Source organism: Aidingimonas halophila, from assembly GCF_900106955.1.
GTDB classification, from domain to species: domain Bacteria; phylum Pseudomonadota; class Gammaproteobacteria; order Pseudomonadales; family Halomonadaceae; genus Aidingimonas; species Aidingimonas halophila.
In genome coordinates, this window is record NZ_FNNI01000003.1 from 273,117 (window position 1) to 291,978 (window position 18,862).

16 protein-coding genes are annotated in these 18,862 nt (G+C 55.2%); 10 read left to right on the forward strand and 6 right to left on the reverse strand.

Annotated features, from left to right (window positions below; genetic code table 11):
- The first annotated feature begins 36 nt into the window (after nt 1–36).
- Together BLW01_RS07235 and BLW01_RS07240 are read left to right on the forward strand one after the other, a co-directional pair.
- Nucleotides 37–825, forward strand: a complete 789-nt coding sequence (locus BLW01_RS07235) for a hypothetical protein (RefSeq protein WP_092568828.1) — start codon at nt 37–39, stop codon at nt 823–825.
- Nucleotides 826–1,112: 287 nt separating this feature from the next.
- Nucleotides 1,113–2,225 carry a transporter gene (locus tag BLW01_RS07240; RefSeq protein ID WP_229806445.1) on the forward strand — a complete coding sequence of 371 codons (1,113 nt, stop codon included), beginning with the start codon at nt 1,113–1,115 and terminating at the stop codon, nt 2,223–2,225.
- A 46-nt stretch (nt 2,226–2,271) separates the two neighbouring features.
- On the opposite strand, the gene BLW01_RS07245 is transcribed toward BLW01_RS07240, so the two are convergent.
- Nucleotides 2,272–3,633 (reverse strand): sigma-54 dependent transcriptional regulator, encoded by a 1,362-nt coding sequence (locus BLW01_RS07245; RefSeq protein WP_092568829.1) that lies wholly within the window; start codon nt 3,631–3,633, stop codon nt 2,272–2,274.
- A gap of 60 nt (nt 3,634–3,693) precedes the next feature.
- Nucleotides 3,694–4,395: a LuxR C-terminal-related transcriptional regulator gene (locus tag BLW01_RS07250; protein ID WP_092568830.1), complete on the reverse strand. Its 702-nt coding sequence runs from the start codon at nt 4,393–4,395 to the stop codon at nt 3,694–3,696.
- A gap of 400 nt (nt 4,396–4,795) precedes the next feature.
- On the opposite strand from BLW01_RS07250, the gene rdgB reads away from it, so the two are divergent.
- The 4 genes from rdgB (at nt 4,796) to rlmJ (ending at nt 8,243) form a co-directional block, all read left to right on the forward strand.
- Nucleotides 4,796–5,395, forward strand: a complete 600-nt coding sequence (rdgB, locus tag BLW01_RS07255) for an RdgB/HAM1 family non-canonical purine NTP pyrophosphatase (RefSeq protein WP_092569025.1) — start codon at nt 4,796–4,798, stop codon at nt 5,393–5,395.
- Between the two features lie 5 nt (nt 5,396–5,400).
- Nucleotides 5,401–6,582, forward strand: coding sequence for a radical SAM family heme chaperone HemW (hemW, locus tag BLW01_RS07260; RefSeq protein WP_092568831.1), 1,182 nt, complete (start codon nt 5,401–5,403; stop codon nt 6,580–6,582).
- Nucleotides 6,583–6,623: 41 nt separating this feature from the next.
- Nucleotides 6,624–7,319 carry a YiaD family glycine zipper/OmpA-like lipoprotein gene (locus BLW01_RS07265; protein WP_092569026.1) on the forward strand — a complete coding sequence of 232 codons (696 nt, stop codon included), beginning with the start codon at nt 6,624–6,626 and terminating at the stop codon, nt 7,317–7,319.
- A 105-nt stretch (nt 7,320–7,424) separates the two neighbouring features.
- Nucleotides 7,425–8,243, forward strand: coding sequence for a 23S rRNA (adenine(2030)-N(6))-methyltransferase RlmJ (gene rlmJ, locus BLW01_RS07270; RefSeq protein ID WP_308428094.1), 819 nt, complete (start codon nt 7,425–7,427; stop codon nt 8,241–8,243).
- A 14-nt stretch (nt 8,244–8,257) separates the two neighbouring features.
- Here rlmJ and mnmE read toward each other — a convergent pair whose 3' ends face one another.
- The 4 genes from mnmE to rpmH all read right to left on the reverse strand — a co-directional run bounded on the left by mnmE (nt 8,258) and on the right by rpmH (nt 12,091).
- Nucleotides 8,258–9,628, reverse strand: coding sequence for a tRNA uridine-5-carboxymethylaminomethyl(34) synthesis GTPase MnmE (mnmE, locus tag BLW01_RS07275; RefSeq protein ID WP_092568833.1), 1,371 nt, complete (start codon nt 9,626–9,628; stop codon nt 8,258–8,260).
- Nucleotides 9,629–9,730: 102 nt separating this feature from the next.
- Nucleotides 9,731–11,440 carry a membrane protein insertase YidC gene (gene yidC, locus BLW01_RS07280; protein ID WP_092568834.1) on the reverse strand — a complete coding sequence of 570 codons (1,710 nt, stop codon included), beginning with the start codon at nt 11,438–11,440 and terminating at the stop codon, nt 9,731–9,733.
- 128 nt (nt 11,441–11,568) lie between these two features.
- A complete protein-coding gene (rnpA, locus tag BLW01_RS07285) occupies nt 11,569–11,946 on the reverse strand; it encodes a ribonuclease P protein component (protein WP_092568835.1) in 378 nt (125 codons plus the stop codon).
- Between the two features lie 10 nt (nt 11,947–11,956).
- Nucleotides 11,957–12,091 carry a 50S ribosomal protein L34 gene (gene rpmH, locus BLW01_RS07290; protein WP_092568836.1) on the reverse strand — a complete coding sequence of 45 codons (135 nt, stop codon included), beginning with the start codon at nt 12,089–12,091 and terminating at the stop codon, nt 11,957–11,959.
- A 447-nt stretch (nt 12,092–12,538) separates the two neighbouring features.
- Between rpmH and dnaA the strand changes: the two genes are divergently transcribed.
- From dnaA to gyrB, 4 genes are all read left to right on the forward strand, one after another.
- Nucleotides 12,539–14,035, forward strand: a complete 1,497-nt coding sequence (gene dnaA / locus BLW01_RS07295; protein ID WP_092569027.1) for a chromosomal replication initiator protein DnaA — start codon at nt 12,539–12,541, stop codon at nt 14,033–14,035.
- Nucleotides 14,036–14,089: 54 nt separating this feature from the next.
- Nucleotides 14,090–15,193, forward strand: a complete 1,104-nt coding sequence (dnaN, locus tag BLW01_RS07300) for a DNA polymerase III subunit beta (protein WP_092568837.1) — start codon at nt 14,090–14,092, stop codon at nt 15,191–15,193.
- A gap of 98 nt (nt 15,194–15,291) precedes the next feature.
- A complete protein-coding gene (recF, locus tag BLW01_RS07305; protein ID WP_092568838.1) occupies nt 15,292–16,407 on the forward strand; it encodes a DNA replication/repair protein RecF in 1,116 nt (371 codons plus the stop codon).
- A 3-nt stretch (nt 16,408–16,410) separates the two neighbouring features.
- Nucleotides 16,411–18,831 carry a DNA topoisomerase (ATP-hydrolyzing) subunit B gene (gene gyrB, locus BLW01_RS07310; RefSeq protein WP_092568839.1) on the forward strand — a complete coding sequence of 807 codons (2,421 nt, stop codon included), beginning with the start codon at nt 16,411–16,413 and terminating at the stop codon, nt 18,829–18,831.
- The last annotated feature ends 31 nt before the right edge of the window (nt 18,832–18,862 follow it).

Genomic DNA, 18,862 nt, shown 5'->3' on the forward strand with positions numbered 1-18,862 from the left:
AACGGCATCAGCAAGGGCGCATTCAAGGGGGTAAATATGATCAGGCACTGGGTGGATAAACGTTGGTACGGTGCACTGGGAGTCGTCGTTGTATTAGGGGGCATTGGACAGCCAACAGAAGGACGGGCCGCGACGACCGATGTATCGGCGTTGGCCGATTCCCGTCAACTCAGCGATGACGAATTGGCCGGTATGCGCGGCCGTTTCATCGATGGCAAAAGTGTCATGTTCTTCGGCGTCAGTATGGAGAGTGAATTTCGCACCGCTGGCGGTGATAGTCTGAAAGCGGGCGCCAATCTCCATGCCGATATGATCAAAGGCAAAGCCAGTTTCAAACCGCATATTACAGCCACGTCCATCGATAGCGACAAGATGCGGTCGAAAGGGAATGATAATGCGAATCTGAGCTATAACGACCTCGGTAGTGGCAATGCGCGTGGGGTCGTACAAACCATACAGGCGGCTGGTGATGGCAACGCTGCTGCCAACGAATTCGAACTCGATATCCAGACATTTGCGAATGCGTCGCGTGGCGCACGGGTTTCCGGCAATGGTGAAACGTCCTTGAATACCGGTACGGCCAATCTGAGCGTTCGACAGAATGGACGCGGTATGGAAGTCGGTATCGACGTGCCGGGCCAGGGCCGAATCAAGCAGCAGCTCCGATCGGGGCAGGGGTTGCATCAGTCGGTGCAACTCAACAGCGATCTGCAGCGGGTGCGAAACGTGACACGGCTACAGGTCGGGGTGAAACAGGCACTGGGTGACGCGTCAGGTTCCCAGCTCAAGCGTGCACTGGATTCGGCACGTGGCCTGCGGCGTTAACCGGACCGGCAATGGTTTCGCAATCAGGTCGCTATCTATTTCAGGGTGGTTGTCTCCGTAGGATACGCGAGATGGTCACCCTTTCTGCATTGTTGATGTTCCGTGATATTGACGTCAACGCGCCGAGATTTCCGTCGACTACACTGCCTAGTGCATCAGATGTTCATGAACAACAAAACGGTAATGCAGTGATCGGGAACGTGTCGGAATCCTGCTCGACAGGATTCAGTCGCAGCCCATCGAATACCATCAAAAACCCAGGGAATCGATAGTCAGGGGAGTGGATAATGCGAATGACCAAGGTTGCCGATCCTCAACTGAGTCTCAAGCCGTATATCACCGCTGTCACTTTGTGTGTGGGTAGTGTGTGGGCCACATCGGCCTGGGCTCAAGAGGATGTGTCGCCGGGGGGCGATGGAGACGGGGAGGTTGTCAGGGAGGCCGGCCCCACGCAAAGCGTCCAGAATGTGCTCCGCGAGGAACATGCGCTGTTCTCGGATCGACTGACGATCGAACCCGGGATCAGTTATGCCTATTCGGATCGTAGCCAGTTGGCTCTGAGTGGTTTCCTGGCGCTGGATGCCATCTTTCTCGGTGAAATCAATGTCGATACCGTCTCGAGCCATATCACCACGTTCGATCTCAACTTTCGTTACGGGGTGACGGAGCGTCTGGAATTCGAACTCAATTTCCCGTTCCTGTATCGCAGCAGTACCTATGAGAGCACCGGAGGGGGAGGTGCGGCCGAAGATGACCCCAATGTCGAGGATTCCGTGAGCGAGGCCGGATTGGGGGATATCAGTGCCTCACTCAATTACCGATTGTTGAATGAAACCGCGCAACGCCCCGATCTGGTCTGGAATGTTGGTGTCCGTGCGCCGACAGGCAACGATCCCTTCGGTATCCCGACACGTCGAGTGGAAGGCAGTGAAGGTAATGTGGAGATTCCGACCGAACTGCCGACGGGTAACGGCGTCTGGGCCGTTTCCACGGGGTTCTCGGTGCTCAAGACGGTCGATCCCGCCATTCTCTTCGCCAATGCCGGCTACACCTACAATTTCGAGGAGAGCTTCGGCGATATCGATGCCGCGGAAGGCAATCAGCCAGGAGATGTCAAGCTGGGCGACTCCTTCAATCTGGGATTCGGTACGGCATTTGCCTTGAATGAACGCTTGAGCTTGTCGATGTCCTACGCGCACCAGCACAGTTTCAAATCCGAGACGACCCAGAACGGGGTTACCGAAGAGGTCGTGGGCAGTGATGCCAATGTAGGGACCATGAATTTCGGCGCTACCTATGCGCTGAGTGACGATACGTCGCTGGTTACCAACGTGGCGGTTGGTCTGACCGACGATGCCTCGGATCTCACGGTCTCGTTCCGGATGCCGTTCCAGTTCTAGGCAGTGAACTCAACTCACTGAGCCGCTGGCTGGCAGCGGCTCGATCTCAATGATGCAACTCGGCGGATTCGGGGCGGACGATGTCATGTTTATCGATCAATCGATAGAGTGTCACCCGTGACACGCCGAGTTCCTTGGCGGCATTCTGGATCTTGTACTTGTTGCGGGCCAGGGCGGCCACCAGGGCATCGCGTTCGGCTGCGTCACGGGCTTGTTCCAGTGTCAATACTTCACGGCTGTTGTGTCGCCGTTCGAGTCCCATGTCAGCGGGACGAATGAGGCGTCGTTCGCACATCACCATGGCGCGGCGGACCCGGTTGATCAGTTCCCGTATGTTGCCTGGCCAGTCATATTGCCGCATCAAGGCCAGCGTTTCCTGGCTGAATCCCCGCAATTGAGCCGGTTTCTCATTGGCGAATTTGTCGAAGAAGAAACGCGCCAGCACCTCGATGTCTTCCTGCCGTTCGCGAAGCGGCGGCACATTGATCTGCAGGACATTGAGGCGGTGATAGAGATCTTCTCGAAAGCGCCCTTCACGCACGGCAGCCTCAAGATCAATGTGTGTCGCAGCCAGGACTCGCACATCAACGTTGATCTCCTTGAGTCCCCCGACACGCTGAATCTGGTGATCCTGGAGAAAGCGCAGGAGATTGACCTGCATATCCAGTGGCAAGTCACCGATCTCGTCGAGGAACAGGGTACCGCCGGATGCGGCTTCGATACGGCCAATCTTGCGTTGTGTCGCACCGGTGAAGGCGCCCTTCTCATGGCCGAACAATTCCGACTGAATCAGACTGGCCGGTAGGGCGCCGCAGTTGACGGCCACGAATGGTCCTTCGGCCCGTGTCGATCGCTCGTGGACAGCATGTGCAGCCAGTTCCTTACCCGTGCCGGATTCACCACTGATGAAGACCGGTGCATCGACGGCTGCTACACGACGAATCATGTTGAACAGCTTATGCATTTCCGGGGTGGTGCCCACCATTTCGTACTCGCTGGATCCCAACTGACAGTCCCGACCGGGAAGTGGCGCCAATCTGGCCATGGCCAGGGCATGGGTCAACAGACAATCGATCTCTGCGACATCGATCGGTAAGGTGTGGTAGGCGTAGAACAGTTGGCTCAGGATGCGGCAGCTGACGTGATCGTCGAGTGCTGCATTGTCGACCAGGGCGACCCACTCCATGGGATGGGACATGACCAGCTTTTCGGCCGCTTTCTGGTGATGCTTGTCAACATCGACATACATCAGACCGACATCGCAAGGGTGCGAATGAATCAACTCATCGGCGTGAAACGTGTCGGGCGCGCATTGGATGGACCATCCGCGCTGGGCCATATCCGCGATGACTGGCGGCGTGTGATGATGATCGGCACCGACAAACAGCAAACGCTTGGTGACTTCCATAGTGACTCTCGTTCCCGGCGTTGTTCTTTATAATCCCCTGGACGCTTTTTCCATCGTGATTCAATGGCGTAACGAGGAGCGATGCGGGTTGTCTTCGGTTCTCATACTGGCCAGGTTGATCGGCATGGCACCCAGGTTTTGCCGCGCCCAGTTCATGGCCTGGATACGGTTATGCACCTTGATCTTGCGAAAGACGTTATAGAGATGCGACTTTACCGTGTGCTCGCTGACGAAGAGCCGTTCGGCGATCTCCGAGTTCGAGGCGCCTGATCCTAGAAGACCAATGATCTCGAGTTCACGGTGCGTCAACCCACAGATGGGGCGGTAGGCATTGCGTTGCTGACGCCGATAGAAATCGATCAGGCGGGTCATCAATGCGCGTGATATCCACAGGTCGCCTTCCAGAAGTTTGCGGATGCCCTTGCAGATCAGCATCAGGCTGTCACTGCGATAGAAGACGCCCTGAAGGTGGAACTTGGCCAGTACATCAGCGGCGTGGTCCTCATCACGCAGGTTGAAGGCCGCCAGTAATATGTCGGACCCTTCCAACGTCTGGTAGTACCATTGTTGAAGTGTTTCGTCATCGACGTGGTCGGCATCCATCAGTATCAGCGTGGTCTCATTTGCTTGCAGGCTACAGCTCTCGGTGAGTCCCTTGACGGCAACGGGGCACTGCAGTTGTTGATGGATATAATCGATGAACAATTGTGATTGTGGGTTCGTATCGGTGACTAGAAGCACCGATCCCTTGGCTTGATCCATGACCCTGCTCCTTTCTTATGGGAAGCGCGATGCGTTGACAGTATGACGATATTAAGGAGGACCCTCTTCCTAACTGTAATCCAAACACCATGAATGTAAAGTTAAGTTACTGTAAAAAAGAATGATTTTAATAGTATTAGGTTAATCTAAACATAGGCAATAAAGTTTTTTATTTAAAATCAATCAGTTATTTATATAATTTGATGAATTTATAAAATACTAAAGCAAGCTAACGAAAGTATTCTAACTTTAATTTTTGTAACACTGTTTTCTTAGTCAATGAGTATGAAATAATTAATACTTGCCTTAACTTGTTGTAAAAGTTCGGGATGTGTAAGAGGAAATTCCCACTTCCCTATTGGATACGTAGAATGGAGGTAACACGGCGAGGATGAATGACATGTCTGCTATACATACGCTGGTGCTGGCCAGTGGTAATGAAGGAAAGCTTAGAGAATTCAATGAATTGCTATCACCCGTAGGCATTGAGGTGCGAGCTCAGAAAGATTTTTCGGTGCCTGAGGTGGAAGAGACGGGCGTCACCTTCGTTGAGAATGCCTTGCTCAAGGCCCGTGAAGCGAGCAGAGTCAGTGGGTTGCCGGCACTCGCCGACGATTCCGGTCTGGAAGTGGATGCATTGAACGGGGCGCCAGGGATCTACTCGGCCCGTTATGCCGGGGAACCACCCGATGACGGAGCCAATAATGACAAATTGTTGTCTGCCATGGCCGGGATCCCCGAGGGGCAGCGAAGCGGGCGTTACTGGTGTGTATTGGTCTATTTGCGTCATGCAGACGATCCCGTGCCCGTCATTGTCCAGCGGTGCTGGGAAGGAGAAATACTTGCGCATCCCCGTGGCGAGGGAGGCTTTGGCTACGATCCGTTGTTCTGGGTGACCGACATGGGCATGAGCGCTGCCGAACTCTCCGGGGAAGAGAAGAACCGCTTGAGCCATCGCGGTCGGGCGATGCAGGCCCTGGTCGACCAGTGGCATTATTGATGTCGATGATGGAACCGACCCGCAGCTTGCCCCCTCTTGCCTTGTACGTGCATGTGCCCTGGTGCGTACGCAAGTGTCCCTACTGTGATTTCAATTCGCACGGTGTGGGTCATCATTCAGAACTACCGGAAGAGACTTACCTGCAAGCTCTGTTGGCGGATCTTGAAGATGAGCTTCCTCTTGCCGCGTCGCGGGAGCTGACCAGCATTTTCATCGGTGGCGGGACGCCCAGCCTGATGTCGCCGGCGTTCTACCAGCATTTTCTGGAGGCCCTGGCCAGCCGACTGACACTGGCTGACGATATCGAGATTACTCTGGAGGCCAATCCCGGTACGATCGAACAGCAACGCTTTCATGGCTATCGTCAGGCAGGAATCAATCGGTTGTCATTGGGCGTTCAGAGTTTTCAGCCCGAACATCTCGCGGTCCTGGGCCGCATTCATGGGGCTGATGAGGCAAAGAGGGCAGTGTCGCTTGCCCGGCGGGCAGGATTTGACAATCTCAATATCGATCTCATGCACGGGTTACCGGGACAGGATGTCAACCAGGCATTGGCCGATCTGGATGCCGCCACGGTACTGGAGCCCGAACATCTCTCCTGGTATCAACTGACCCTCGAGCCCAATACCGAATTCTATACGCACCCTCCCGTATTGCCTCATGACGACCTGCTCTGGGACATTCAGGAAGCGGGCCACGAGCGACTGACCGGCGCCGGGTTTCAACAGTACGAGATATCGGCGTATTCACGTCCCGGCCTGTCATCACGACATAACCGTAACTACTGGGCGTTCGGCGATTATCTGGGAATCGGAGCCGGCGCCCATGGCAAGCTCACGGGATGCGGAGAAGGCGGCGACTGGCACATCGAAAGGCGCTGGAAAACCCGCCAGCCCGATGCCTATCTGCGTCGCCGGAAAGATCTACGCGGTTTTCTCGCTGGACGTGAATCCATTGGTGTCGATGAGTTGCCCCTGGAATTTGCCATGAATGCCTTGCGACTGGTCGATGGCGTCCCCATGGCGATCTGGGAAGCGCATACCGGGCGGCCGATCCACGAACTCGAGGCCCAACTGTCGCCACTTCGCAAAAAAGGACTTCTTGTGCAAGATACCATGTGGCTTCAAGCTACCCCTAGGGGTCTATTATTCTTGAATGACCTTCTGGCATCGATCAGCAATGAATGATGCCGGGAGTCATCCCGTTCGTTTCAAGGAGTGATTGTATGATGCCCAAGCTAGTCCGTTTCATGAGCCCGCTTGCCGCAGTGATTCTCGTGGCCGGTTGCGCAACGACGGATCCCAATACCGGGGAGACACGCCGGAACAAGACGGCAACAGGCGCCGGTATCGGTGCTGCCGTGGGTGCCGTGGCTGGTGCACTCAGCGGTGATGGCAGCAGCAGCCGTCGTGATCGCGCTCTGATCGGGGCAGCCGTTGGCGCCGCCGCCGGGGGAGGTATCGGCGCGTACATGGACCGGCAGGAGGAAGAGCTGCGTGAGCGTATGCAAGGTACCGGCATTGGTGTCGAACGTAGCGGTGATGACATCACTCTCAACATGCCCGATAGTGTCACCTTTGACTTCGATTCCAGTGATTTGACCAACGAGGCTCGGCGGGCCCTGGATGATGTCACTGAAGTGCTCAATGCCTATCCCGATACGCGTATCGATATTGCCGGCCATACTGACAGTACCGGCGCCGAGGACTATAACCAGCGGCTCTCCGAGCGCCGAGCCGAGTCGGTGGGTACTTATCTTCGACAGGGCGGCATTACATCGTCCCGCTTGAGCATGACGGGTTATGGCGAAAGCCGTCCGGTAGCCAGCAACGATACCGATTCGGGCCGGGCACAGAATCGCCGTGTCGAAATCACACTGTCTCCGATCGAAGAGCGGATCGAACAGCGTCAATCAACGCAGTAAACCGCTTGTCACTCACGGGGCCCGTCAGTGGACGGGCCTTCGGTTTTCGTCCTCAACCACGCCTTCTCTATGCTCTCCTATCAACACGCGTTTCATGTGGGCAATATGGCCGATGTGCACAAGCATCTGGCGCTTCATGCCGTAATCCAGCATATGCACCGGAAGGCATCAGCCGTGACTTACATCGATACCCATGCCGGTCGTGGCCTATACCCCCTCGACGCACCGGAAACCCGCAAGCTTGCAGAGTATCGTCAGGGAGTCGAACTGCTCTGGAAACAACAGGGGGAGGTTAGTAAGAACTCACTTCTGAAGACGTGGCTAGCGTCAATGGCGCCCTTGCAACAGATGGGAGGGGATGGGGGCATGACGCATTATCCGGGGTCCCCCTGGTGGTTGGTGCAAGGATTACGCGCCCAGGATCGTCTGCATCTTTACGAACTGCATCCTGGAGAGCATGCTCATCTTGGTGATCAACCATTACCCGATAATGCCCAGCGGCATCACGACGATGGCCTGAAAGGCATTCTCCGTCTGATGCCTGTTGATACGCCTCGGGTATGTGCCCTGATCGACCCCAGCTATGAACGAAAGGGGGAGTACGTCGAGGTTGCTGAGACGCTGCATCGGCTATCTCGGAAGGCGAGGCATGCCATTGCTCTGGTGTGGTATCCACTGCTGCCGGCAGGACACCACCATGAGCTGCTCGATCGGCTCCGTGACACCGGTATGCGAAAGTTGTGGCGTAGCCAACTATACTGGCGATCCCCCGAAACGGAAGCGCGCGGGATGTACGGCAGCGGTCTGTTGGTCTTCAATCCGCCTTGGGGGCTGGATGCCCGTCTGGATGAAAGCCTCGGTATCATGCTGTCATGCCTACCCGAGGAGGCGGGTTACCAGGCCGATTGGTGGGTTGGTGAATAGCGATGGCTAGCTCACTATTTCCCGATGCAGAAGCTGCCGAAGATCTCACCCAATAGATCGTCGGCACTGAATTCGCCGGTAATTTCACCGAGTGCCTGTTGGGCGTCGCGCAGGTCTTCGGCTAGCAATTCACCGGCTCCAAGCCCTGACAATTGTTCTTTCCCGTTAGTGAGTGCTCGCTTTGCTCGATCGAGAGCATCCAGATGGCGCCGCCGTGCCGAGAAGCGCCCCTCGGTAGTCGTGGAGAAGCCCATGACTGTCTTGAGGTGATCTCGCAGGCTTTCCATGCCAGCGCCTGTCTTGGCCGAGAGCCGTATTACCGGGGCGTTATCGGACATCTCCAGGCCTGGCGACTCCCCGGTTTCATCGACCTTGTTGCGTATCAATGTCAATTGTCCGGGATCGGCAAGGCGTGTGACGAATTCCGGCCAGATCGCCTTCGGGTCCGTTGCCATGGTCGTGGATGCATCGACCAGCAGTAGTACGCGGTCGGCCGTTTCGATCGCCTCCCAGGCTCTGGCTACACCGATTCGTTCAACGGCATCGGGAGTATCACGCAAGCCAGCGGTATCGATCACGTGCAATGGCATGCCATCGATATGGATATGCTCGCGAAGCACATCGCGAGTCGTTCCCTCGACCGATGTCACAATTGCCGTCTCCTGTTCGGTTAGTGCATTGAGCAGGCTGGATTTGCCGGCATTGGGGCGCCCGGCGATCACGACGTTCATTCCCTCGCGCATCAGGGCGCCCTGACCAGCCGCGCTGCGCACGCTTTCCAGTTGCGCTTGCACACTCTCCAGCATAGTGGCGACGTGGCCGTCGGCGAGGAAATCGATCTCTTCTTCCGGAAAGTCGATCGCCGCTTCGACATACATGCGTAATTCGATCAGCCGCTTGACCAGTGTCTCGATTCGTTGAGAGAACTCACCCTGGAGCGAACGTACGGCATTCTCGGCTGCGGTTCGGGAGCTGGCCTCTATCAGGTCAGCGATGGCCTCGGCCTGGGCCAGATCCAGCTTGTCGTTGAGAAAAGCGCGTTCGGAAAATTCGCCCGGACGGGCCATGCGGACGCCGAGCTGGATGCAGCGTTCCAGCAGCAGGTCCATGATGACCGGACCCCCGTGCCCTTGCAGTTCGAGTACATCCTCCCCCGTGAATGAGTTAGGCGCCTGGAAATAGAGAGCGATACCCTCGTCGATAATGCCTGCTTCCCCGCGAAAGGGAACATAATCCGCCCGACGCGGCGGGGGACAGTAACCCAGGATCGTATTGGCGACAGTGACGCAGTCGGGGCCGGAAACCCGAATGATGCCGACTCCCCCTCGTCCGGGGGGAGTGGCGAGCGCCCCAATGGTATCTTGAGTGTATAGAGCGGCGGACATAACGGCTCCGGTAACTGTAGATCCGATTATTCTCCCGTTGGCGGGCCATAAACACCAGACCCCCGCACTGAGGCGGGGGTCTGATAGTGGACGACAGACATGCTATTTTCGCGTCTTCATGCCTTTGCCGACACTGGGGTCGCTTTCAATGTTCCGTGTGATGATCCATTGCTGAAGGATCGAGACGGTATTGTTAACGATCCAGTAGATCACCAACCCGGCCGGGAACCACAGGAAGAAGAACGTGAAAATGACCGGGAGCATTTTCATGATCTTGGCCTGCATGGGGTCTGGTGGTGTCGGATTGAGCAGTTGCTGCAGGAACATCGAGGCGCCCATGAGGATCGGCAGAATGAAGAACGGATCCTTCACTGACAGGTCTTCGATCCAGAAGATGAACGGCGCGTGGCGCAATTCCACGGACTCCAGCAGCATCCAGTAGAGCGCGATGAAGACGGGCATTTGAACCAGAATCGGGAGACAGCCACCCAACGGGTTGATCTTCTCCTTCTGGTAGAACTTCATCATCTCCTGGGACATCTTCTGGCGATCGTCCCCATATTGCTCCTTGAGCCGTTGCATCTCCGGCCCGAGCTTGCGCATGCGGGCCATTGACTTGTAGGCCTTGGCAGACAGCGGGAACAACGCCAGCTTGACGAAGAGAGTCAGTACGACGATCGACCAGCCCCAGTTACCCAGGACGTCATGGATATGCTCAAGCAGCCAGAACAGCGGGTTCGCCAGGAACCATAGCCAGCCGAAGTCCACCGTCAATTCCAGATGAGGGGCGACAGCTTCGAGTTGATCCTGGATCTTCGGGCCCATGAATAGGGTCGCGTCGAGTGTGGCTTCTCCCCCTTCAGCCAGATTCTGTGTGGGACCGGCGAATGCGGCGACGTTGCGATCACGCGAATCCGTCGTGCCGTAATACAGATTCTGTTGATCCTGAGGAGGCGCCCAGGCCGAAGCGAAGTAGTGCTGGATAATGGCTACCCAGCCGCCTTCGACATCCCGGTTGTCGAAATTGCCGGCCTGTATGTCATCGAAATCGACCTTTTGATAGCGGTCATCCGGTGATGAATACGCGGCTCCCAGGAATGATTTCATCCCCAGCGCTGGACCGCTGGAGGGATCGGGGCTGTTGTCACGGGCCAGTTGGCCGATAAAACGAGCCGTGACCGGCTCATTGCCCTGATTGGCCAGATGATAACTGACATCGACGGCGTAATTGCCACGCTCGAAGGTATAGCGTTTGGTGATGTCGACGCCGTTGACTTCCGCATCCAGTTCGACGACCAACTCATCGTCACCGTCTTCAAGGCGATATTCGGTCGCCTCGGGCTCGTAGGCGATGCGCCCTTCATGCCCTTCCAACTGCAAACCGGACTTGGCGACATAGCTGCGTCGGTCATTGTCGCTGAGCAGTATGAAAGGCTGCTCCGAGTCGAGTTGTTGCTTATGCTTGGGGAGGGCGGCATAAACGATGTCGCCCCCTTGCGGGTCGATGCGGACATCCAGGACGTCCGTGATGGCGGCAATCAACTCGCGTCCGTTCTCTTCCTCGTCTGCGACGTCATCGGCCATCTCGGTGTCGACGTCATCTTCCGAGCTTGGGGCGGCCAGGCCTTCGTCATCTGCCGAGTCACCCTCGTTACCCGGTGCGTCCGAGTCAGTTCCAGCCTCTTCTGCACTGGAAATGGAAGGCGCATCTGTGTCCGGAGGCACTTGACCGTAATCCTGATTCCACTGCACCACCAAAAGGTAGGCAAGCACGGCTAATGGAATCAGTAGCAGGAGTCGTTTTACATCCATGAGAGTTCTGCCCGATGGAAGTGGAGGTCTGGCGACGTATCAGCCGACGCGATGTTATCAGAGAAGCTGGCGTAACGATCTGCCTCAGTGCAAGCCACCAATACTATCCGGGTGTCAGTGACATCTCGTCATGTATCGGAAACCGAGGCATGGTGTACCTGCTTTTCCAGACGTCGCCACAACCCATGAAGTTGGCGATACAAAGTGGCATTGTCCAGTTCGGTGATACCACGCCGGGCCAGGATGACGATATCAACAGCCGGAAGCCGATGTTGTCGCAGGCGAAAGGACTCGCGCGTCACACGTTTGACGCGGTTACGATCTACCGCACGGCGAGCGCTTTTCTTGCTGATCACGAGCCCAAGCCGAGGATGCCCCGAATCGTTATTGCATGCCAGGGCCAGTAATCCTTTGCCGTGTACCTTGTACGTCGCGTTGTCGAAAACGTGTCGATAGTCTCCGGCGCTGAGCAACCGCTGGCGCCGGGGAAATTCATATTGAGACACGTATTCGCCGTCAGGCGCTCAGCCGCTTGCGACCCTTGGCACGACGACGCGCCAGAACAGCACGACCATTTTTGGTTGCCATGCGTGCCCGGAAGCCGTGCATGCGCTTGCGCTTGATAACGCTGGGTTGGAAAGTGCGTTTCATAATGCGTGATTCCCACGTGGTTGAATGTGACTTGATGACGAATCAATGCGACCCCGTGTTCTATACAAGCGTCGGGGTCTTCGGACCAAGACGGGGATTTTAGTGAATTCGCCAGTCCGGTGCAATTTCCTCGACACGTTGTTTGCGCAAGAGGCGACGATAGCGGGGTGATGGGTGTGTGTCGTGTCGGTCCGCCTGTTAGAAGTATTTGTTATTAACCTTGGGGATGGTATTTGTGGATAACCTTTTAAATCCTTTATATTCAACTATTTAAAATGATTCCAAGGTTGTGGCTAACTTGGTGGAAAGAACGTGGGGCTCGTGGGGATCGCTAATGGAGCATCATGAGTTTTCCACAGTACTTGATAGTGGGTGACATGTGGATAACTTGGGCTCAGGACGATACAATGTCCGGTCTTCATTGGCCCATGAATGGATGAGGTGGCGGTGTCTGTCGCTCTTTGGCAACAGTGTCTTGAGTACCTGCAGGATGAATTGAGTTCACAGCAGTTCAATACGTGGATTCGTCCGTTGCAAGCAGAGGAAGGTGAATCCAACGAATTGCGCCTGCTGGCGCCCAATCGCTTTGTGCGTGACTGGGTCAGTGACAAGTATGCCAAGCGTATCAATGAATTGATACGTGAACTGTCCCCTTCCAAGCCTCCCAAGGTGTCATTGACTGTAGGCAGTCGCCGGGCGGGACCCGCCCCTCAGCCACGGCAATTGGGGAATCCGGTATCCGCCGATGCGTACAGTAATAGACCGGCGGCCCCGGCCGTGCAGGTTCCGCCTCGTGGGGATCTGCCCGATGAGGGAGAAATCGGTGACGCCGGGGCCGGTGAAAGCGAAGTTTCCCAACAGGCGGAATCAAACACCAGAGCCGGCGGCGAGCGCCAGGTGCAGGTGGAGGGAAGTCTCAAGCACCAGAGTGGACTCAATCCCAATTTCACTTTCGAAACGTTTGTGGAAGGTAAGTCCAACCAACTGGCCAGAGCCGCTTCACGTCAGGTGTCCGAAAACCCGGGTGGGGCTTACAATCCCCTGTTTCTTTATGGCGGTGTCGGGTTGGGTAAAACGCACTTGATGCATGCCGTCGGGAATCAATTAGCGATGAAAAGCGACAATGCCAAGGTGGTTTATCTGCATTCGGAACGCTTCGTCGCTGATATGGTCAAGGCACTCCAGCTGAACGCCATCAATGATTTCAAGCGTTTTTACCGTAGCGTCGATGCGCTGTTGATCGATGATATTCAGTTCTTTGCCGGTAAGGAGCGCTCGCAGGAGGAGTTCTTCCACACTTTCAATGCCCTGTTGGAAGGTGGACAGCAAATGATCTTGACTTCTGATCGCTATCCCAAGGAAATCAATGGAGTAGAAGAACGTCTGAAGTCCCGTTTTGGATGGGGTCTGACCGTTGCCATAGAGCCGCCTGAACTTGAAACGCGTGTAGCGATCCTGATGAAAAAGGCGGATCAGGCCAAGGTGGATCTGCCTCATGATGCTGCGTTTTTCATTGCACAGAAAATACGCTCCAATGTTCGTGAGCTGGAAGGGGCCCTGAAAAAGGTGATTGCCGACTCCCATTTCATGGGACGACCGATCACTCAGGATTTTATTCGTGAGTCACTCAAGGATTTGCTCGCGCTCCAGGATAAGCAGGTGGGCGTGGACAATATCCAACGCACCGTCGCCGAATATTACAAGATCAAGCTAGCGGATCTGTTGTCCAAACGTCGTTCACGTTCCGTGGCCAGGCCACGACAGGTTGCCATGGCGTTGGCGAAGGAATTGACCAATCACAGTCTGCCGGAAATCGGGGATGCCTTCGGAGGACGCGACCATACGACGGTTCTCCATGCTTGCCGTAAGGTCCAGTCGTTGCAGGAAGACAATGCCGATATCCGTGAGGATTACAAGAATCTGTTGCGATTGCTGACCAGCTGATGGCAGTAGTGCGATGCATATATACCGAAATTCAGGACAAGAAGTGGAGTCTCCATGAAATTTTCCATCTCCCGCGAAGCCTTGTTGCGCCCCTTGACGCTGGTGGCTGGTGTGGTGGAGCGGCGCCAGACCTTGCCAGTACTGTCCAATGTGCTGTTGCAGGTCCAGGATGACCAGTTGGCATTGACCGGCACGGATCTAGAGGTTGAGTTGATTGGTCGTGTGGCTCCCGATCAGGTGGATGAGCCGGGGTCGGCGACGGTGCCGGCACGCAAGTTGATGGACATTTGCAAATCATTGCCGGAACAGTCGGAGATCAATTTTGCAATAGAGGAAGGTCGCGCGGTCTTGCGCAGTGGGCGGTCACGCTTCACGCTCTCGACCTTGCCCGTCGCAGAATTCCCCAATATCGAGGATGGGCCTGGCAATATTGAGCTCAGCCTGCCTCGGGGAACGCTCAAGCATCTTATCGATGCCACCTCGTTTGCCATGGCACAACAGGATGTTCGTTATTATCTAAATGGCATGTTGCTGGAGTTGAATTCCAACCTCGTGCGAACGGTCGCGACGGATGGCCACCGGTTGGCAGTGTGTTCTCGCCCAGCGGACATCGATGTGGATCCACCCCAGAAGCTGATCGTCCCTCGAAAGGGGATACTCGAATTGACACGTTTGCTCGGTGACAGTGATGAGCCCGTCAATTTGACCGTTGGAGCGAGTCATGTGCGAGCCCATACGGGGGAATTCACGTTCACCTCGAAGCTGGTCGACGGTAAATTCCCTGATTATGAGCGCGTTGTTCCTCGTGGAGGTGACAAGGTATTGATTGCCGAGCGTGCCGAATTGCGTCAGGTATTGTCACGGACTTCGATTCTTTCCAATGAAAAATACCGTGGTGTTCGTTTGCAGCTAGAGGAGGGCAACCTTCGGGTCACTGCCAATAACCCCGAGCAGGAAGAAGCCGAAGAAAACGTGGCCATCGAATATAGTGGGGATGGGATGGAGATTGGTTTCAATGTCAGCTATCTGATCGATGTGTTGACCGTCCTGAATGAGGACCGAGTGCAGCTGACACTCTCGGATCCTAACAGCAGTGCACTGATGGAAGAGCCTGGTGGTGGTGATGCGATGTATGTCGTCATGCCAATGCGGCTCTAGTGATCCCTTCCATGCTTTGTATGTTGTCGGCATTGACATCTTCATTGTTCATTTGACCCTTTATGGCGGCGTCTCTCAGGCGCCGTAGGATCCTGCGAATGCCTCTCGATCGTCTCGCCTTCATGGGGTTACGCAACCTGGTTGATGTCGATTTCACCCCCGGCACCGGTGTCAACCTGATCTCCGGCGCCAATGGCAGTGGCAAGACAGGCCTGCTTGAAGGAATTCATATTCTGGGTATGGGGCGTTCTTTCCGTACCCATCAGCTTAAACATGCCATCTCCCATTCCATGGAGGCGCTGGTTCTCCATGGCCGCCTCACCGGGGATCCCGCTGTCCCCATTGGGCTTCGACGGGCAAGAAATACGAGCGACCTTGAGATACGGATGGCAGGAGAGAGAGTGACGAGGGTGTCCCACCTCGTTGAATCGCTACCTTTACAGTTGATCAATCCTGATGCATTCCGTCTGCTCGAAGGCTCACCGACGACGCGTCGTGAGTTTCTCGACTGGGGAGTGTTTCACGTGGAACACGACTTTCTTACGACCTGGAAGCGCGTCCGACGTGCGTTGAAACATCGGAATGCGCTGCTCAGACATGATAGAATGGACCATCGTTCTCTGGATGCATGGGACCATGAGTTGGTGTGTTGGGGCGAGAAGCTCGACAAGCTGCGCGACGATTATATGCAGGCGCTTTCGCCGGTATTTGCGGAAACATTAAAAGAATTGCTGCCCATCGATGACCTGTCCTTGCGTTATTATCGCGGCTGGGATCGCCAACGCTCGTTGAGCGAGGTGCTGAGCCAGTCACGGGATACAGACCGGTCCATGGGATTCACCCAGCAAGGTCCCCAGCGGGCGGATTTACGTATTCGCCTCAAGCGCCGCCCGGCGGTGGAGGTGCTATCCCGAGGTCAACAAAAACTGGTTGTCAGTGCCTTGAAGCTCGCCCAGGGACGCCTGCTGGAAAACGCAACTGGACGCACCTGTGTCTATTTGATCGATGATCTGGCGGCAGAACTGGATGCTTATCACCGCCAAGCGTTCTGTCGATGGTTGGAAGTCATGGAATGCCAGGTATTTATCACCAGCGTTGATCAGGATGCTTTACCAGGTCTCTGGCGATCAGACACACCGGTCGATATGTTTCACGTGAAACAGGGTCGTCTGGCAGCATCACCACACGGAATGCAAGACTTCATGACGGAGTAGTCAATGAGCGAACAAGCTTACGACTCATCGAGCATCAAGGTACTCAAAGGGCTGGATGCGGTACGAAAGCGTCCGGGTATGTATATTGGGGATACCGACGACGGTACCGGCTTACATCACATGGTGTTCGAGTTGGTGGACAACTCCATCGATGAAGCCTTGGCAGGACACTGCAGTGAAATCCGTGTCATTATCCATCCCGATGAGTCGGTCACAGTCACCGATAATGGACGTGGGATTCCCACCGATATCCATGAAGGGGAAGGGGTATCGGCGGCGGAGGTCATAATGACGGTACTGCACGCCGGCGGGAAATTCGATGACAACTCCTATAAAGTCTCCGGGGGTCTCCACGGTGTAGGTGTTTCTGTTGTCAATGCCTTGTCGGAAGAGCTGAAACTGACGATCTGGCGTGCCGGTGATGTCTATGAACAGGTATATAGTCATGGTGTACCGCAATCGCCATTGCAGGTCGTTGGTCAGACGGAGCAGAGTGGTACCAAAGTCCACTTCAGGCCATCGACACAAACCTTCGCCAATATCGAATTCCACTATGATATCCTGGCGAAGCGGTTGCGCGAACTCTCATTCCTGAATTCCGGCGTCGCCATTCGGCTGATAGATGAGCGTTCCGGCAAGGAGGAGTTGTTCCACTATGAAGGTGGATTGCGCGCCTTTGTGGATCATCTCAACACTAATAAGACCATCCTGAATCCCGTCTTTCACTTCAATGTCGAGCGTGACGATGGGATTGGTGTTGAAGTTGCCATGCAATGGAATGACACCTTTTCCGAGAATATCTTCTGCTACACCAATAACATCCCCCAGCGTGATGGCGGAACACATCTGGCAGGATTTCGGGCTGCGCTGACACGCTCGCTGAATAGTTATATCGAGTCTGAAGGCGTACTGAAAAAATCCAAGGTGGCGACGTCAGGCGATGATGCAAGGGAAGGATTGACAGCCATTATCTCCGTCAAGGTGCCTGACCCCAAATTTTCAGCTCAGACCAAGGACAAGCTGGTCTCCTCAGAGGTGAAGACTGCAGTGGAGCAGGAGCTGGGCAGACAGTTCTCCGATTATCTGGTTGAACACCCCAATGAAGCCAAGAGCATTGTCAACAAGATGCTGGATGCTGCCAGGGCGCGTGAGGCGGCTCGAAAAGCGCGTGACATGACACGTCGCAAAGGCGCATTGGATATCGCTGGGCTGCCTGGAAAGTTGGCGGATTGCCAGGAAAAGGATCCCAGTCTTTCCGAGCTTTATCTCGTGGAGGGTGATTCAGCTGGTGGTAGCGCAAAACAGGGGCGCGATCGGCGTACTCAGGCGATATTGCCACTCAAAGGCAAGATCCTTAACGTCGAGAAGTCGCGTTTCGACAAGATGCTGTCTTCCGCCGAGGTGGGAACGCTGATAACGGCACTGGGTTGTGGTATTGGTCGTGAAGAGTTCAATCCGGACAAGTTGCGTTATCACTCCATCATTATCATGACCGATGCCGACGTCGATGGCTCTCATATACGTACGTTGTTGTTGACCTTTTTCTTCCGGCAGATGTCCCAGCTGATTGAGCGCGGTCACGTTTATATTGCACAGCCGCCCCTCTACAAGATCAAGAGGGGCAAACAGGAGCTTTATCTGAAGGACGAGCAGGCACTGCTGGATTATCTGACGACGACGGCTCTCGATGGCGCAAGGTTGTACGTCAATAAGGATGCCCCGGGGATTGCGGGTGCGCAGTTGGAGTCCCTGGTGAATCAGTATCGTGATGTGATGAACCGTATTGAACGCTTGTCACGTGTCTATCCTGAAGAGGTACTGCGGAAAATTGTGCATGCTGTAAAACTGGAAGGTGAGGACGCCCTCAAGGATCGTGCAGCCATGCAACAGTGGATCGATTTCCTGCAGACGGAAATGGATGCCATGGCGGCTTATGAGGGAGGACCACGTTATACCTTCAGTTTGCACGAGGACACGGAGCGTAATGTATTCCTTCCTGCAGTGTCTCTGACGGCCCATGGTGTGACGACGGATTATGTGTGGGGAATGGAGTTCTTCCGCAGCACGGATTATCGTGCCATGGCGGAGTTGGGAGAAACATTGGATGGGCTGCTTGAGGAAGGGGCCTATATTGCTCGTGGAGATCGCTCTCAGTCCGTGTCTTCGTTTTATGACGCCCTCGAGTGGCTAATGAAAGAGGCGCAGCGAGGGTTCTCCATTCAACGTTACAAGGGGCTGGGAGAGATGAATCCGGATCAGTTGTGGGAAACCACCATGAATCCGGAAACACGGCGGATGCTGCAGGTTTCAATCGAGGACGCTGTTGCAGCTGACATGATGTTCAACACGTTGATGGGGGATGAAGTCGAGCCTCGACGTGATTTCATAGAACGGTTTGCGCTAGTGGCGAATCTTGATATTTGAACCAGAGCCAAAACGACTCGCTGAATCGAAG

Bases quoted from the DNA above. Each gene is read 5' to 3' on its own strand.
- BLW01_RS07235 (WP_092568828.1), top strand. From the start codon at position 37: ATGATCAGGCACTGGGTGGATAAACGTTGGTACGGTGCACTGGGAGTC.
- BLW01_RS07240 (WP_229806445.1), top strand. From the start codon at position 1,113: ATGCGAATGACCAAGGTTGCCGATCCTCAACTGAGTCTCAAGCCGTAT.
- BLW01_RS07245 (WP_092568829.1), bottom strand. From the start codon at position 3,633: ATGGAAGTCACCAAGCGTTTGCTGTTTGTCGGTGCCGATCATCATCAC.
- BLW01_RS07250 (WP_092568830.1), bottom strand. From the start codon at position 4,395: ATGGATCAAGCCAAGGGATCGGTGCTTCTAGTCACCGATACGAACCCA.
- rdgB (WP_092569025.1), top strand. From the start codon at position 4,796: ATGTCTGCTATACATACGCTGGTGCTGGCCAGTGGTAATGAAGGAAAG.
- hemW (WP_092568831.1), top strand. From the start codon at position 5,401: ATGATGGAACCGACCCGCAGCTTGCCCCCTCTTGCCTTGTACGTGCAT.
- BLW01_RS07265 (WP_092569026.1), top strand. From the start codon at position 6,624: ATGCCCAAGCTAGTCCGTTTCATGAGCCCGCTTGCCGCAGTGATTCTC.
- rlmJ (WP_308428094.1), top strand. From the start codon at position 7,425: ATGGCCGATGTGCACAAGCATCTGGCGCTTCATGCCGTAATCCAGCAT.
- mnmE (WP_092568833.1), bottom strand. From the start codon at position 9,628: ATGTCCGCCGCTCTATACACTCAAGATACCATTGGGGCGCTCGCCACT.
- yidC (WP_092568834.1), bottom strand. From the start codon at position 11,440: ATGGATGTAAAACGACTCCTGCTACTGATTCCATTAGCCGTGCTTGCC.
- rpmH (WP_092568836.1), bottom strand. From the start codon at position 12,091: ATGAAACGCACTTTCCAACCCAGCGTTATCAAGCGCAAGCGCATGCAC.
- dnaN (WP_092568837.1), top strand. From the start codon at position 14,090: ATGAAATTTTCCATCTCCCGCGAAGCCTTGTTGCGCCCCTTGACGCTG.
- recF (WP_092568838.1), top strand. From the start codon at position 15,292: ATGCCTCTCGATCGTCTCGCCTTCATGGGGTTACGCAACCTGGTTGAT.
- gyrB (WP_092568839.1), top strand. From the start codon at position 16,411: ATGAGCGAACAAGCTTACGACTCATCGAGCATCAAGGTACTCAAAGGG.